Annotated in this window: 14 protein-coding genes and 1 pseudogene; 3 read left to right on the top strand and 12 right to left on the bottom strand. The window is 33.4% G+C overall.

Going from position 1 to position 14,547, the window contains the following annotated elements; genetic code table 11:
- Nucleotides 1-7 precede the first annotated feature (7 nt).
- Both NYE52_RS22070 and NYE52_RS22075 read right to left on the bottom strand, forming a co-directional pair.
- Entirely contained in the window at nt 8-1,402 is a 1,395-nt protein-coding gene (locus NYE52_RS22070) for a DUF4179 domain-containing protein (RefSeq protein ID WP_341195049.1), read from the bottom strand.
- Nucleotides 1,383-1,919 (bottom strand): sigma-70 family RNA polymerase sigma factor, encoded by a 537-nt coding sequence (locus NYE52_RS22075; RefSeq protein WP_341195050.1) that lies wholly within the window; start codon nt 1,917-1,919, stop codon nt 1,383-1,385. Before NYE52_RS22075 ends, NYE52_RS22070 begins: the two co-directional genes overlap by 20 nt.
- Before the next feature lie 905 nt (nt 1,920-2,824).
- On the opposite strand from NYE52_RS22075, the pseudogene NYE52_RS24765 reads away from it, so the two are divergent.
- Nucleotides 2,825-3,055, top strand: a pseudogene (locus NYE52_RS24765) (transposase domain-containing protein); the annotation flags it as partial.
- Here NYE52_RS24765 and NYE52_RS22080 read toward each other — a convergent pair.
- From NYE52_RS22080 to NYE52_RS22090, 3 genes are all read right to left on the bottom strand, one after another.
- Nucleotides 3,027-3,536, bottom strand: coding sequence for a hypothetical protein (locus NYE52_RS22080; protein ID WP_341195051.1), 510 nt, complete (start codon nt 3,534-3,536; stop codon nt 3,027-3,029). The pseudogene NYE52_RS24765 and the gene NYE52_RS22080 sit on opposite strands and share 29 nt — an antisense overlap.
- A 138-nt stretch (nt 3,537-3,674) precedes the next feature.
- On the bottom strand, nt 3,675-4,649 hold the full coding sequence (locus tag NYE52_RS22085) for a S8 family serine peptidase (RefSeq protein ID WP_341195052.1): 975 nt from the start codon (nt 4,647-4,649) through the stop codon (nt 3,675-3,677).
- A 13-nt stretch (nt 4,650-4,662) separates the two neighbouring features.
- On the bottom strand, nt 4,663-5,409 hold the full coding sequence (locus tag NYE52_RS22090; RefSeq protein WP_341195053.1) for a hypothetical protein: 747 nt from the start codon (nt 5,407-5,409) through the stop codon (nt 4,663-4,665).
- Nucleotides 5,410-5,602: 193 nt separating this feature from the next.
- Between NYE52_RS22090 and NYE52_RS22095 the strand changes: the two genes are divergently transcribed.
- Nucleotides 5,603-5,788, top strand: coding sequence for a hypothetical protein (locus NYE52_RS22095; RefSeq protein WP_341195054.1), 186 nt, complete (start codon nt 5,603-5,605; stop codon nt 5,786-5,788).
- A 117-nt stretch (nt 5,789-5,905) separates the two neighbouring features.
- Nucleotides 5,906-6,232 carry a recombinase family protein gene (locus NYE52_RS22100; protein WP_341195274.1) on the top strand — a complete coding sequence of 109 codons (327 nt, stop codon included), beginning with the start codon at nt 5,906-5,908 and terminating at the stop codon, nt 6,230-6,232.
- Nucleotides 6,233-7,424: 1,192 nt separating this feature from the next.
- Here the strand turns inward: NYE52_RS22100 and rlmH are convergent.
- From rlmH to walK, 7 genes are all read right to left on the bottom strand, one after another.
- A complete protein-coding gene (gene rlmH, locus NYE52_RS22105) occupies nt 7,425-7,904 on the bottom strand; it encodes a 23S rRNA (pseudouridine(1915)-N(3))-methyltransferase RlmH (RefSeq protein ID WP_341195055.1) in 480 nt (159 codons plus the stop codon).
- A gap of 80 nt (nt 7,905-7,984) precedes the next feature.
- A complete protein-coding gene (locus tag NYE52_RS22110) occupies nt 7,985-8,146 on the bottom strand; it encodes a CxxH/CxxC protein (RefSeq protein ID WP_341195056.1) in 162 nt (53 codons plus the stop codon).
- A gap of 277 nt (nt 8,147-8,423) precedes the next feature.
- Entirely contained in the window at nt 8,424-9,626 is a 1,203-nt protein-coding gene (locus NYE52_RS22115) for a S1C family serine protease (RefSeq protein WP_341195057.1), read from the bottom strand.
- A gap of 196 nt (nt 9,627-9,822) precedes the next feature.
- Complete coding sequence (locus tag NYE52_RS22120) at nt 9,823-10,611, bottom strand: MBL fold metallo-hydrolase (RefSeq protein WP_341195058.1); 789 nt, start codon at nt 10,609-10,611, stop codon at nt 9,823-9,825.
- Nucleotides 10,612-10,617: 6 nt separating this feature from the next.
- On the bottom strand, nt 10,618-11,424 hold the full coding sequence (locus tag NYE52_RS22125; protein WP_341195059.1) for a two-component system regulatory protein YycI: 807 nt from the start codon (nt 11,422-11,424) through the stop codon (nt 10,618-10,620).
- On the bottom strand, nt 11,411-12,721 hold the full coding sequence (locus NYE52_RS22130) for a YycH family regulatory protein (protein WP_341195060.1): 1,311 nt from the start codon (nt 12,719-12,721) through the stop codon (nt 11,411-11,413). Before NYE52_RS22130 ends, NYE52_RS22125 begins: the two co-directional genes overlap by 14 nt.
- Complete coding sequence (walK, locus tag NYE52_RS22135) at nt 12,718-14,547, bottom strand: cell wall metabolism sensor histidine kinase WalK (RefSeq protein WP_341195061.1); 1,830 nt, start codon at nt 14,545-14,547, stop codon at nt 12,718-12,720. The genes NYE52_RS22130 and walK overlap by 4 nt, the downstream gene beginning before the upstream one ends.

The raw sequence follows: 14,547 nt of genomic DNA on the forward strand, positions 1-14,547 counted from the left end.
TCGCTTTTTATTTCGTTAAATTAATCGTAAATGGTTTTAATTCTATTGTTTCTGCATATACCCCAAAATCATAATAAAGATAATGTTTCCCGTCTAAAATGGTCGTTCCAGCATTCACCTTCGGTAGCGTGACCTTAAATATACTTTGCTTCTTATCCATGAGTTCCGCTTTACCATTTGGGCCATTAATAATCTTAGTGGAATTCATAAATACTTCATTTCCGTCATTACTATTAATTGTGGAAATATCAAATCCATATTGCATGTGACTTTGTAATTCACTAAAACTCATATCTTTTGGTGTATTGAAATTCTGAACAGTTAAAATTATCTCTTCTTCTGTTTCTTCAGCTTTTAAAATTTCAACTTTGGCAGAAGAAAGGGAAGTTACTAATGTAACACCTCTTTTTAATAAAATGCCCCTTGGTGTATTTTCTATTTTTGTAACTGTTGGATAAAACGTAATCGATTTTGTATCACTAGTAACAGCAGCCAATTTATTTGAACTTATTTCCTTTATCTCGTTGCCATTACGCTGTTCTTTTGATTGAATAGTTTGGCTGTAATCATTCCGTTCCTTCCCTGGAACGGAATACTCTCTTCCATCCACTTCTAAATCGGGATTATCTTGCGTAATGCTCATGGAATAACTTGTATTATACTTTCCTTGAATAAAGTCTTTGACATTAATATCAACACCATACTCTGGATAATGAATGGTCTCGTTAACATTTAATTTCGTGATTGGTAGTTGTTTGACAGGTACATCAAACTTCCATGTGCCTAGCGTTAAGTTAGCGGCACGAATATTAATTGGTAAAGTAAAATCTTTGGCTAACTCTCCTCGTGGATTATCTAATGTAATTAAGAAATCTGCATGTGTTTTACTAGTGTTAGAAAACTGTGATTGTGCATTGCTTAACCACGGGTCTGAATCACCTTTTCCATCAAAAAAATTATAATCCAAACTATATTCGTCTTCTTCGCCTTTATTAAATTTTAACTCCCCATCCATCGTCCCTGTAATTCCAATTTCGACACCATCATAATAAACACTCGTTAATTTGATTTTAATCCCGTTTGATTCTGCCGTTTGATTTAATTCCGTTACTGCATTTTGCATAATTAATTCACGCCCTACCGTATCATAAAAATAGAGATACGCACTGTTTAGCTCTGGTGATTTAGCTAGTACATGGCTAATTTGATTGGGAAAAGAGACAACTGAGAATAATAGACTTGCTGCGAGAAGTGGGATGGCCGCCCACGTGATTCGTTTTTTCTTTTTCCGTTTTTGTTTGATTTGTTCAGCAGAAAGAATCCCTTTTTGAATCGCTCGCTTTATATCCTCTATAGGAACTTCAATATTTTCACTTATGTTTTTAAATCGAGAATCCCTCATGACTAACCTCCTCTAAATTTTCACGTAACTTTTGCTTTGCTCTTCGTAAATATGTTTTCACCGTACTTTCCGGCCGACGCATAATGTCTGCAATTTCTTTAATAGAATAATCCTGGAAATAATATAATCTAATAACTGTCTGATAGTTCTCTCTCATACCTTTCAAACCAACCTCAATCATCATTCGATTATCACCAAAATCTGATAAAGTAGCGATACTATCCATTTCGTTATCATTAAGATCTACTATGTTAGGTTTTTTCTTACGCAATACTTTATAAGCTTCATTGATTAAGATTCGTGTTAACCAAGTACCAAAATATTCATTTTTGCGAAGCTTATTGATCGATAGATAAGCAATACACGCTGTTTCTTGGATAATATCTAAAGCATCTTCCCGATTATGTACATATGAATATGCTATATGATAAAGCTGTTTGTTTTGCGCGATAAATATTTGTTCAAACGCTTTTCGATCACCTTTTTTCGCTTGTTCAATAAAATTAAATTCGTTCATAATGACCTCCCTTCATAGTATTAGAGACTAAAGAACGGAAAAAAGTTTCAATATAAAAATTGCTGTTTTTTTAATGAATGTTTTTACTTTTCGGGTTGATTTTCAGAATAATAGTTTGGTTTAATACAAGAAAAAGAATAGAGTAGGTTTTGCAGTTATAGAGGGAATTTCCTTTTCGGCAATATTGGTATATATTTTAGGGTTAACATGTTTTTATAGCTAAAGCTATGGATGTTTGGAACAAAGCCCAAGCATTGTTAAAAAAATCACATAAACCTACCAAAATGTTCTTAGGAAGTTTCCCTTTAACAGATTATTACGGTATCCTGTTTGTGGTTAAGGAATGATTGGACATAAAGTAAAGTGTTCAATTAAAAGCAATGAATACATTCGCTATTACCAATGTAGAAACTTTCACTATAAAAGCTCATCTGTTTGTTCTTTTAATTTAGTTTTAGCAGATGATTCAGAGGAATGTGTTTTTAAACGCTTACACCTTCTCTCACGTAATAAACAGGTTTTATCAAACGTATTAAGTAAAGTAAATCAAGAACTACACAAGCATGTTCTTCATTCAATAATTAGTAAGATTACGGTTAATGATTTCACTGTCACAGTGACTTCCTGGAAAATCTTGTTTCACATTAATGTTACACAGTCCATAACGTACAAGTTTACAATTATTGTTTAATAATATTGTGACTGTCAAAATGCCTATTTAGAATTGGTTTTCTTTTCTCAGATTTTACAATAACTTCTTTCGAACAGACATTTTAGAATAAACTAGCTGCTATTTCAGTTTAACAATTTATGTAGTTACACTCTCTGTCTGTCTATATTCGATAGATTCCGGGGAGTCACTGTGAACAGTTTTTTACTGTGAACATAACTTATTATCTATTTCAATCCACCCTAACGTTCTAGGAAGAAAAAATTGGCTCTTTAGTGTTAGTGAAGCAGGCGCAAAAGCGAACGCTATCTGTTTAAGTATCGCGGAAACTGCCAAAAGTAACGGCATTGATTTCTATGAATATTTAAAGAAACTATTGACGGATCTACCTAATCTCGGAATCCATCAAAATCCTAAAGTTTTATTGCAACATAAGACTATTTTTTTATCTCGTTCCTTATATTAGAAATAAGAATACCAACTACTTCTTCATTAATAGTAAACTCAATATTTAATTTGTTAGTTTTATCGAAATATCCTATTACCTCTGCACCAGTATCTGTTCTTTCGTAGTAATTATCACCGTACGCTTCGATTACTTCTTCTTTTAAACTACCTTTATAAATATTTTTCACAGTTTTATATTTATTATTCGTAAACAAATACCTTTCAACTACTCCATTAACTATTTTAAACTCTAATTTTTCTCCATAAATTAAGTATGTAGAATCCGTGTCTTTATTGGTTGAATCAGGTTTCCCAAATTCATCCTTCACTTCACTTTCATAAGAACCAATTGAAACCGCTCCTATCTTTTCCTGAGATAAATCAGTACTTACCGTGTCCTTATAGAAGTCCATTTTGTTTTTGGTTCCACAACCAGTTAGATAGATAGATAATATAACCAAAATAGTCAATAGCGTGAATTTTCTTTTGATAAAAATCACTTTCCTCTCTTTGAATATCAATAAAAGGAAATTTCCAAATAACTATTTTAACAGTACACCCCAAGCGCATTACTCACTTGGGGTGCGTCGCTTCGTTGATTTTTAACACTTTTAATATAGAGAACTAATTATCTGTGTTTATAGTATTTTGGATTCCAGATATTCCTTTAAATCTTTTTTAACCATACTCATGTTATATTTTATGTCTTTTTCTTGATAACTTTGTAACAAAAGCGCAGCATACCCTGTAGTATATGCAGTTGCAAATGATACTCCCGTATCTAATGTCATTTTATCATTAAAGTACGTTGAAAATATATCTTCACCAGGAGCAAAGACATCGACATCCTTTTGCTTGAATTCATCTGAAAAAATCCCACCATCTACGTTTAACATCCCAACACTAATGACTTCTGGATAGGCACCTGGATAAGCTGTATGTACATCACCTGGATAGTTTATATTTCCGGATGAAGATATAATAATAATATTATTATTATACGCTTTCCTAATTACATTAAGTAATTCCTTATCACCTTCAGGGAATTCCAAGCTAATATTTATTATGTCTACATTTTGCTTAATTGCCCATTCAATGCCTTTTACCAAATTTTCAACCTTTACATTACCGTTTTTATCTGCCACTTTTCCTATATACAGATCGGTATTAGGAGAAATTCCGAGCAAATTATATTTATTCTCACGCGCTCCAATTATACCCGATATTTTGGTACCATGGCCATTTTCATCTACAAAGTTATCGTTATTTTCCCCAACAAAATTAACGCCCTTTACATATTTCAAATCCTTATTTTCAATATCTATTCCCGTATCTAACACAGCAACCTTAATATTAGACCCTTTAATTTTTTGTTGGTGCCAGTAAGTAACGGAATTAGATATTTCTTGTTGAAGAACTTCTTCTTTACCCTTAGTATTTGGAACTGGCCTATCATCCTCTTCATGATCCATGTTAGAATGGTCCATCTGATTATGATTTATTTCTAAATCAGTTACTTCGCTTTCAATAGAGGTAGTAGAACTCCGTTCACAAGCTATTAAACCTGTTAATAACATAGAAATTATAGTAAGAAACAATATATATCTATTCATTTACTAACCTACCTTAAGGAATTTGTTGCCACCAACTATGTTCATGCCAATACTTACTATGGCCAATTAACGACGAACAATTTCTTATATACGCTTTACAATATCTAAGATCACTGTCCATTTTACCTAGTGTAGAATCTGAAGCACAAATCAAAGCTACTATAATAGCCTTATAACAATCTGATGTAATGAAGTTTTGATAACCATATCCATTATCATCAAGACAATATGGCCATCCTCCACCTGAAATTTTCCCATCTTGAGATTCGAGGGAATGATCAATAAAAATTTGAGACTTAGGAATTTCTAGTGCAGCTTCTTGTTTAATCTTTTTTGATAATGGATGATTTTCCTGCCCTAGTTCTTTAAATGCCAATAACAAACTATCAAAATCATTTTTCTGTACCATTACTGATTGTTTTATTTTATTCATGTCTTCTTCACTAATCCCAAAATCTTTCGCCTTAGCTTTTAAAATCTCATCTGCAGAATAAAACTTCTCACCTTTTTCTTTTGCTTCTATAAACGATTTTTCTAGAGTTTCTTTCTTTTTTTCTTGTTTCAATACCATTTCATTTACAAAACGATCATCCTGTTTAACTACTTCTTCTTGCACTTCCTCCGAGGCATCGTAGTTCTCAATCATCGATTGAACAATTTCGTTATAATTACTCTCCTCCTCAGCTAAGGCTACTACACTCCCTTGCATTATCACCGATAAAACTAGCAGACTGGCAATAATCTTTTTAAATCTTTTCACAAAAAAACCTCCCATTTCTATGATTTGGAAACAATACCGAGTATAACAGCTCTTTTTGTCATAAATTGTTATAAATTGTAAAATAAATTGATATTTCACAAAAATTTCACACTTATCCTTTAAATAGCTAATTCTGTTTTTCTTTTAGGTTGTTTTCGTAATGTAGTGTAGTGTATTAAAGAGGATCATTAATATGAGAAAAGAAAAAGTCACTGACTATAACACTTATTACGCTTCTATATTATCTATTGAGAAAGATCAGGGGAAAATTAATGCTTCGAACTTTTTAAGTTATATTTCGGAGCTAATCATTAAAAACTCAGAAACCATTGAAATGAAAGTTCTAAGTGGGAGAGTGATTATTAATGAGAAGAAATAAAAAAAAGAAGAGAAATAAGATTCGCAAAAATAGAAAAAGAGCTTATGGCTATGTAAAAAAAGTCCTAACAAATACATTGATAACACATCAATTGAAAAACAAATTGAAGAAATAGAGATATACTGTGAATTAAATGATATTGAGTTAGTTGAAATATATACTGATGACCTTAAATCAGCTAAATCATTAGAAGGTAGAGATGGATTTAAGGATATGCACAATAATGTACTTAGTTCAAAAGATGATGTAGACTACATTATTATTTTCAAACAAGACCTAATTTCACAAGATACCCTAGATACTTTATATATTATGAAACGACTAAACTCATTGGACAAACACCTTATATCAATCGCTGACAATGTTAATACAGAAGATCCTTCTGCAAAAATTCTTGTACATGTGTTAGCTTTAGTCGCAGAACTCGTGAATTTATCAATATGAGAACATCTTCTGGCATGGGGAAAAAAGGCAAATGAAGGTCACTTTTTAGGCGGAATAGTCTTTGGTTATAAGACGAATTAATCATTGTTCCTGAAGAATTCAAGGTCGTGATTTCACAGTTACAGTGACTCCCCAAAAAATCTTGTTTCACATAAATGTTACACAGTCCATAACGTATAAGTTTGCGATTATTGTTTAATAAATATAGCGACTGTAAAAACGCCTATTTAGGATTGTTTTCTTTTCTCAGATTTTACAAAAAAATATTTTCCGAATAGACATTTTAGAATAAATTAGCTGCTATTTCAGTTTAGCTAATCCTCGTAGTTACACTCTCTGTCAATCTTCGACAATTTCCGAGGAGTCACTGCGAACATAACTTTTTGTTTGTTGCTCCATATCGAACCCCCATTAAAACCTAAGTATAATGAACTATTAGTGCGCGCTTTCTAACGGTTCATGTTCTAAATGCATACATAAATTTCCATAAAAAAAACCCAAAGCCTATTTATAGTTAAATAAGCTTTGGGTAATGCCTCCCGAAGAGTAACAAGTCCAATTTTTTCTATATTCTATTTTAATAGATATAAATATTGAAGTAATGTTTCCCCAAGTTCTTTAAGGAAATTTAAGTACAGATAAAATTTACCATGTAACCGCTCACATGTCAATAATCTTTTTTATAATTTTCTAAAGAGATGTAGAAGAGGCAGACCTCTCAAGAAAATGGGGGGCTCTCAATAGATATCTAGAAGCATTTGAACAAAATCTTTTTCCTGTTACGGTTTTGCAAGAACGTTTACAGCAAGTTGCTATTGAAAAGAGTGCAATTGATCAAAAGAGGAATAACTTAATAACGGAAATAAGTAAATCTGATACAAAAGTTATTCCTCCAGAGTTGGTACATCTTCTATTAGAAAAATTTGTAGAAGTTTATAAGTCCTCTACTAGAGATAAACAAAAGCAATTGCTACAGCAGTTGGTTAAACAGATCACTGTTGGACGGACAAATGATCATCTACGTCAAATTGATAAAGTTGAATTTGAATTTGATTTTACGGAAGTTAACCTTTCAAATACGTTTACACTTATCCACATGCTCTATTTAGAAACAGAAAAAGAAGGCTTATCAACACCTCCTATCCCTGCTTCTAGTGGCAAATATCCGCCCTATCTTCAACTTTTTTTGCCTCTATTTATGATACGGTTCCCCCCTATTAATCCGAAAAGCCCGATAAACCTGCTCCACCAAAATCAATCTCATCAACTGATGAGGAAACGTCATCTTGCTAAACGAAAGCTTTTCATCCGCCCTTTTCAGTACTTCGTCACTCAATCCTAGTGATCCTCCGATAATAAAAGTAACCTTACTCTTCCCATATGTACCCAACTTATCAATGGTATCAGCTAACTCCTCTGAGGACTTTTGCTTGCCCTCAATAGCTAGGGCGATAACATGTGCATCAACTGAGACTTTGGCAAGGATTCGTTCGCCTTCTTTTTTCTTTACTTGCAGCATCTCTGCTTCACTTAAGACTTCTGGTGCTTTTTCGTCTGGAACTTCAATAATTTCTATTTTAGAATAGCTTGAAAGCCTTTTTGTATATTCTTCGATTCCAAGCTTTAAGTATTTTTCTTTTAATTTTCCTACTGTAACAATTGAGATATTCACATGATTTCCTCACTTTACAAACAAGATATCCACATAAGTTATCCACATATCCACATTTTTGCTCCACATATAGTATGGAATCACTTGTTCGCCACCATATATATGGCACTATTTTTACAATATTCACAGGTTGTTGATAACTTTTCTTCGTCTGAAATTTGTTCCAAAATCGGAAATGTTTCATACTCATTAACGATGGAATCTATTGCTATATCAACGTGTTCAGCACAACTATAAATCATTCTTCCTTCTCCTTTTAGCAATTGCTTTTTTCATTTTTCAAAAAATAATTGTGGATAATATTTTTTCTATACTTTTTAAATAGTTATCCACACTCCATCTTAACATTCTGTCCAAAAACTGCAACCACTCTAACAAAATTCATTTACTTTTTCCAATAAGATCTTATCCACAAACCAGTTCGTTATTTTTTGAAAAAAACTTTTCCTCTTTATGAAAAAAATGAATTTAAAAAAAGTAGAGTAGAACCCCAAAAAAGTTCTGCTCTACTTTCCTTCCTTACATTTGATCTTCCGATAAAGTAAGCTCTGCTGTTTCTAGCTTTCCATTGCGATAATATTTTACTTTCATGGAATCTCCAATTTTCTTTTCATTATATAAATGCTTTCTTAAATCAATTAAGTCCACTATTTCTTTGCCATCTAGTTCAACAATAACATCTAGCTCTTTTAATCCTGCTTTTTGAGCTGGTGAATTTGGCGAAACATCTTTAATTGCTACACCTTTAGTGATATCCTCCGGTAGCTTTAATGCTTCCTGCTGATAGTACCCAGGAATATCGCTAACTGACTGTAACTCAACTCCCATATATGGTCTCTGTACTTCACCGTGTTTTTCTAAATCCTCAATGATTGGAATGGCCGAATTAATTGGAATGGCAAGACCAATCCCTTCTACAGCAGATTCAGCAATCTTCATACTGTTGATGCCGATAAGCTGACCTTCAATATTAACTAGGGCTCCCCCACTATTCCCAGGGTTAATAGCGGCATCTGTTTGAATAACCTCTGATTGCCAATCAGGAGTACCATCCTCATTAATATCCACTGGAATCGTTCTAGCCAATCCTGAAACAATTCCTTGTGTGACAGATCCGGAGAATGTTAGCCCTAATGGATTCCCAATCGCAATGACAGGCTCACCCGCTTTTAACGTGTCTGAATTTCCAAATTCGGCTACCTTTGTAATTTCACTAGAATCTACTTCAACAACTGCCAAATCCGTCCAAATATCAGCACCAATTAACTCGGCACTAATTTTCTTTCCATTTGATAAAGTGACCTCAAGCTCCGTTGCGCCTTGCACAACATGATTATTTGTGACAATATATGCTTTTCCGCCACTTTTTTTATAAATAACACCTGATCCTGTTCCCGCTTCTTCTGCCGTCGTTTCATCTGCCCAGAAATTAGAGGACTGCAAATTGGTAATTCCGACAACCGAATCGGCTGCTTTATCAACAGCCTTTGTCACATCCGTTTCCACATTCAAAGAGACATTCTGTGTTTTTATCCCTTCTGAATTACTTACAATGCTTCCATTCTCCTCTTTACTCGGAAGAATTGCTAAATCAGTTAAGCGTGGACTAAGTAATAACACAAGTACTGCACCTATAATAGCACCGATAAATCCAGAGAAGAAATAGCCCTTTCGCGACCTTTTCTTTGACCCATCTCCCCGAGTCCCATAATCATATTCCACAAGCTTCAATCCTTTCTAAGACATTTATCTAAATACTTCCTAACATACCCCTTATTATTTTTCCTTTTTTTAAAAAAAACAAACGAAATACTTAAAGAAGTTTTCTCTATATGATTCCCCAAAGCCCTTGTAGCATTCCTTTGTTTTTCCATCAAAAAAAGCGAATACCTTCATAATATCCGCTTTTTTTATTCTTCTATATCGCCATTAGCTTTGTCGGTATTCGAGGATCCGTGTCAAATAGATTTACTTGTTCGCCTAAGCCTATTCCACGACTTTCTAACGTCTGTCCAACTGACATTCTTGCTAAATCCTTCATATTATTATCTAAACTTAAGTGAGCAAGATAAATATGCTTTGTACGATTTCCAATTACTTCACTCATTGCAATCGCCGCATCCTCATTACATACATGCCCGACATCGCTTAAAATACGTCTTTTAATATTCCATGGATATTTTCCCATCCGTAGCATCTGCACATCATGATTGCTTTCAAATACATATGAATCCGCATTGGAAATAATCCCTTTCATTCGATCGCTAACATAGCCGGTATCTGTGATAAGAACGAGCTTTTTCTGTCCTTCATGGAATACATAAAACATTGGCTCTGCAGCATCATGGGATACCCCAAAGGATTCAATTGATAAATTACCGAATGTTTTTACTGTTTCCATATCAAACTGAAATTTCTGCTCTGTCGGAATTTCTCCAATCAAATGATTCATAGCCGTCCACGTTTTTTCATTCGCATAAATAGGCAATTTATATTTTCTTGCGACAATTCCTACCCCTTTAATATGGTCACTATGCTCATGTGTCACTAATATGCCTGTTAAATCACTCATCTTTCGTTCAATGCCTTGAAATAAGCCTTCCATTTGCTTTCCGCTTAATCCAGCATCGACTAAAAAAGAATGTTCTCCTGATTCAACAAAAATGGCATTTCCTGTACTGCCACTTGCGAGAACACTAAAACGCATTTTCTCTCACTCCACTTTCATTTCCTCTGTTTCTGTTTCTGGTTGAATAACTTCCCCGTCCAATGCATTGACATAGAAATCTTCCTCGTTCACAGTTACTTTCCAAGTTGGAGCTAGCAACTGTGCAGACGTATCCAGCTGTGTATAATAGCCTAATTCTACATAACTTACATACGAATCACTTTCGATGAAATTATTTGTAAATAAGTTAAGAATAACCCTTAGAGGCTGTGTAATGGGCTCTTCTTTATCCATTTCTTTAATGTTTTCCAAATACGTCTGGTTATAGGATACAATTTTGTTCTCCTCATTTACATTAAAGGTAAGCTCACCCTTTGGATTACGATACAGTGTCTTTCCTGCATACTGCTGATAGTATTTAATGGTGTTCCCCTTCTTTTCCCAGAAGCGATACTCTGCACCATTAAGTACTTGATTAAACAGAAATTCTGTTAAATCCTCTGGGTTAAACTCCTCCTTAATACTAATTGGCTCAACTAGTACTGCCTGAAGATATATACTGTCTCTAACCGTAATTTCTTGACCACTTAATAGTCCCTTTTCCAGCTCCTTGATCTCATCATCCGTAAATTTCTTCGATTTTGCTGATAAGTATTGATCCTTTTGATTATTGACTGGCAGCTTTTCTTTATCATATTGGATATCTAATCGCGAAAGCGTTTTGGTTGTAGGCTCTGTTGAATACTCATCAGCACGCTGGTATTCCTTGATCTTTATATATTCATAAATTAAATATACATCCAATAACAAGAAGGCAATAATAAATATGGTCTTTATTTTACTCCAGTCCATCTAAGTTGCCTCCTGTTCCTTCCGAATATAAGGTATACCATTTATTATCATATTGGTAAAACCAGGTTGGCTGTAAAGAAACGATGTTCTGAGAATCGACTTTCATATCATATCCAATCACAATATTCTGGAGTTTTTCTGTCTTTAGTTTTTTATTATTTTGTAGATATTGTAAAACCTCTTCTCCAGATGAAACTATTTCTTTTGAAAAATCAAATGGAGTAGTTGTATTAATAATAATTAAATTACTAGTTAACAGACGCTTTGCCTTATTATTTTCCCAATACAATCGAATATCGGATAATTCCGTTTTCAGATTAAATACAGGCATTCCATTTGTATTATATAATCGAAATGTTATCTTTCTATCCTCATCTCGTCCCACATAGAGATAGTCATTAATCCAGCCACCTCGTTGATTAATCAACTCAATACTATTATTAATAATATGCTTTTGATTCATTTCATTAGAAATCCCTGAAGGTTTAAAGAAGCTAACAATATGGGTATCCTTATATATTCGTAATAATCCCGCATCATCTGTATACTCTTCCCAATTCGTTAGAATTTCTTTTTGAGCAATACTAGGATTAGTAAATAGGGCTCTTTTCAAGCGGGGAGACTCAATTTGTCTCGTAAAATATTTGTATTTATTCACTTCCTTCTTCTCATTAGGTAAGTAAATTAAATACTGGTCATTTGGTTTATATGAAAAATAAGTGGAATACACTGTTTTTTCCTTGTAGACATTTTCTTTAAATTGATTAAGTTTCTCTACATAATTCGACCTTATTGATGTTTCATATACTTTTCCTGTTTCTTTAGAAAGAAAATATACACTTCCATCCTTATAAGAAAACAAAATTGTATCAAAATCAAAGGAATTATCTTGATCAATTCTTAAAATATCTTTATAAATACGAAAAGGAACTTGACCAGGAAATCTTATTTCTAGACTATTATTCTGTTCCTCTAAAAAATCAGCTACACTATTAACACTAGAAGTTACATTCTTTAAATCATCATACTCGAACTCTTTAAGCTTATCGATAATCGTGTCTACTTCATTTATTGAAATTGTACCATAATGCTTCCCGTCCATGTGTTGGTAAATTTCGTCTGGTTTTATAACTTCACTTACTTCCTTTCTATCCCCTAATTCCTCTTGGGCTGTGGTAGATCCACTATCAATGGAATCAAATTCTCCACCTTGATCTGTCCATAGGAGATAGTATAGTAACACACTTAATGCAACAAGAAAGACTAATATACCGCTTTTTACACTCTCATATTTCATCCCCAATCATCCTCTTCAGATTGAATATATGGTAGGGTAAAAGATATTTTTGTTCCTTTTCCTTCTTTACTGGATGCCCAAATTCTTCCCCCATGTGCTTCTACCATTTCTTTTGCAATGGCAAGGCCAAGTCCTGTTCCACCTAGCTTACGCGTTCTCGCTTTATCAACACGGTAGAAACGATCAAATATTTTATCAATATTTTCTTTTGGTATACCGACACCATTATCCGATACACTTACAATAATTTGCTGCTCCTGTTCCTTAATAGAAAAAGTGATGTTTCCACCTTCAGGAGAGTACTTCATTGCATTGGAAATAATATTATCTAGTACTTGTGTCAATTTATCTTCATCAATTTCCACAAAGGCTGCTTTCTTTGGCAATTTTCTTATAAAGCTAACATTTTGTTGTTTCGTCAATTCAAAACGATCAATTATTCGATTATAAAAAACGATGAAATCAACAAGCTCTTTATTTAACTGATAATCTCGGCTATCTAATTTGGAAAGCTGTAATAAATCATTCACAAGGCGTATCATTCGCTCTGTTTCATTTTGCGTGACATTAAGGAACTTTGGAGCCAATTCTTCATCTTTCCAAGCTCCATCATATAAGGCTTCTACATAACTGCGCATCGTAGTTAATGGCGTACGCAATTCATGGGAAACATTCGCTACAAACTCTTTTCTTTCCATATCAATTTTTTCCTGTTCCGTAATATCATGCAGTACGGTAATCAAACCATTAACAAACCCGGTCTCTTTTTGGATAACCGAGAAATTAGCCCGTAAAATATATGGATCATAATGCGTGCTATAATCCAAAATAACCGATTCTCTCTCCTCTAATAGCTCATCAAATGTATATTTTCCATTTAAATCAAGGAGATTAATAATTGGCTCAGATAGTACTGTTTCACGTGAAACATCTAGCATCTTTGCAGCTGGCTCGTTAATAAGTATAATTCGCCCTTTTCTGTCTGTAGCAATTACTCCATCTGTCATATAGGCTAATACGGAGGATAGTTTTCTTCTTTCACTCTCTGTTGTGGCCTGTGATTCTTGGAGTTTCTTTGTTAAGTTATTAAAAGTAATCGCCAACTGCCCAATTTCATCAAATCCATACACTTTAACCTTTCTCGAGAAATTCCCCTTTGATAAAGCAAAGGCATGCTTTTGCATATCCGAAATTGGCTTTGTAATGGTTCTTGCTAATAATACTCCTAATATAGCAGTCACAACTAATGTGATAATGGTTCCTTTTTGAAAGATTTGATTAATCTTATCAATTTGTTTATATACATTTTCAATCTTACCCTCTAAATATATGGCTCCGACTATTTCATCCCCATTTGTTTTTATAGGAGTAATCAGCTCATAGATTTTTTCCCCATTTTTCTGCTTGATTGGATTATCTGGCTGTGAAGAATTTGATAGAATTCTCCTAACCGTATTATCAACCATTTTCTGACCAACCAAATGTTGGTTCTCTGGATCAGAAGTTCCGACTATAATGCCATTACTATTTACAACTCTAATTTCCTTAATATCAGAAGAATTATTATCACTTAGAATTCTTTTTATATCTTCCTCTAACGTTAAATCACCATTTTCAACAAATCTTTCCTTTACGAGCTGCTCTTCTAAATAAATAGATAAAATATTTACTTTTTCTTGGATCGAAATTTTAAAACTATCTAATAACGTTGTCTGCAATGTCTTTACAAAATAGACCCCAATAATCTGAATAGAAATGAGAATAAGCAAAACAATAACTAATACAAGCTTCAAATGAATAGAACGAAAAAAACTTACTTTTTTCAT

Source organism: Niallia sp. FSL W8-0635 (assembly GCF_038007965.1).
Classification (GTDB): Bacteria; Bacillota; Bacilli; order Bacillales; family Cytobacillaceae; genus Niallia.

Excerpts from the sequence above, each read along its gene's own strand:
- NYE52_RS22070 (WP_341195049.1), bottom strand. The coding sequence starts at position 1,402 with ATGAGGGATTCTCGATTTAAAAACATAAGTGAAAATATTGAAGTTCCT.
- NYE52_RS22075 (WP_341195050.1), bottom strand. The coding sequence starts at position 1,919 with ATGAACGAATTTAATTTTATTGAACAAGCGAAAAAAGGTGATCGAAAA.
- NYE52_RS22085 (WP_341195052.1), bottom strand. The coding sequence starts at position 4,649 with ATGAATAGATATATATTGTTTCTTACTATAATTTCTATGTTATTAACA.
- NYE52_RS22095 (WP_341195054.1), top strand. The coding sequence starts at position 5,603 with ATGAGAAAAGAAAAAGTCACTGACTATAACACTTATTACGCTTCTATA.
- NYE52_RS22110 (WP_341195056.1), bottom strand. The coding sequence starts at position 8,146 with ATGATTTATAGTTGTGCTGAACACGTTGATATAGCAATAGATTCCATC.
- NYE52_RS22120 (WP_341195058.1), bottom strand. The coding sequence starts at position 10,611 with ATGCGTTTTAGTGTTCTCGCAAGTGGCAGTACAGGAAATGCCATTTTT.
- NYE52_RS22125 (WP_341195059.1), bottom strand. The coding sequence starts at position 11,424 with ATGGACTGGAGTAAAATAAAGACCATATTTATTATTGCCTTCTTGTTA.
- NYE52_RS22130 (WP_341195060.1), bottom strand. The coding sequence starts at position 12,721 with ATGAAATATGAGAGTGTAAAAAGCGGTATATTAGTCTTTCTTGTTGCA.
- walK (WP_341195061.1), bottom strand. The coding sequence starts at position 14,547 with ATGAAAAAAGTAAGTTTTTTTCGTTCTATTCATTTGAAGCTTGTATTA.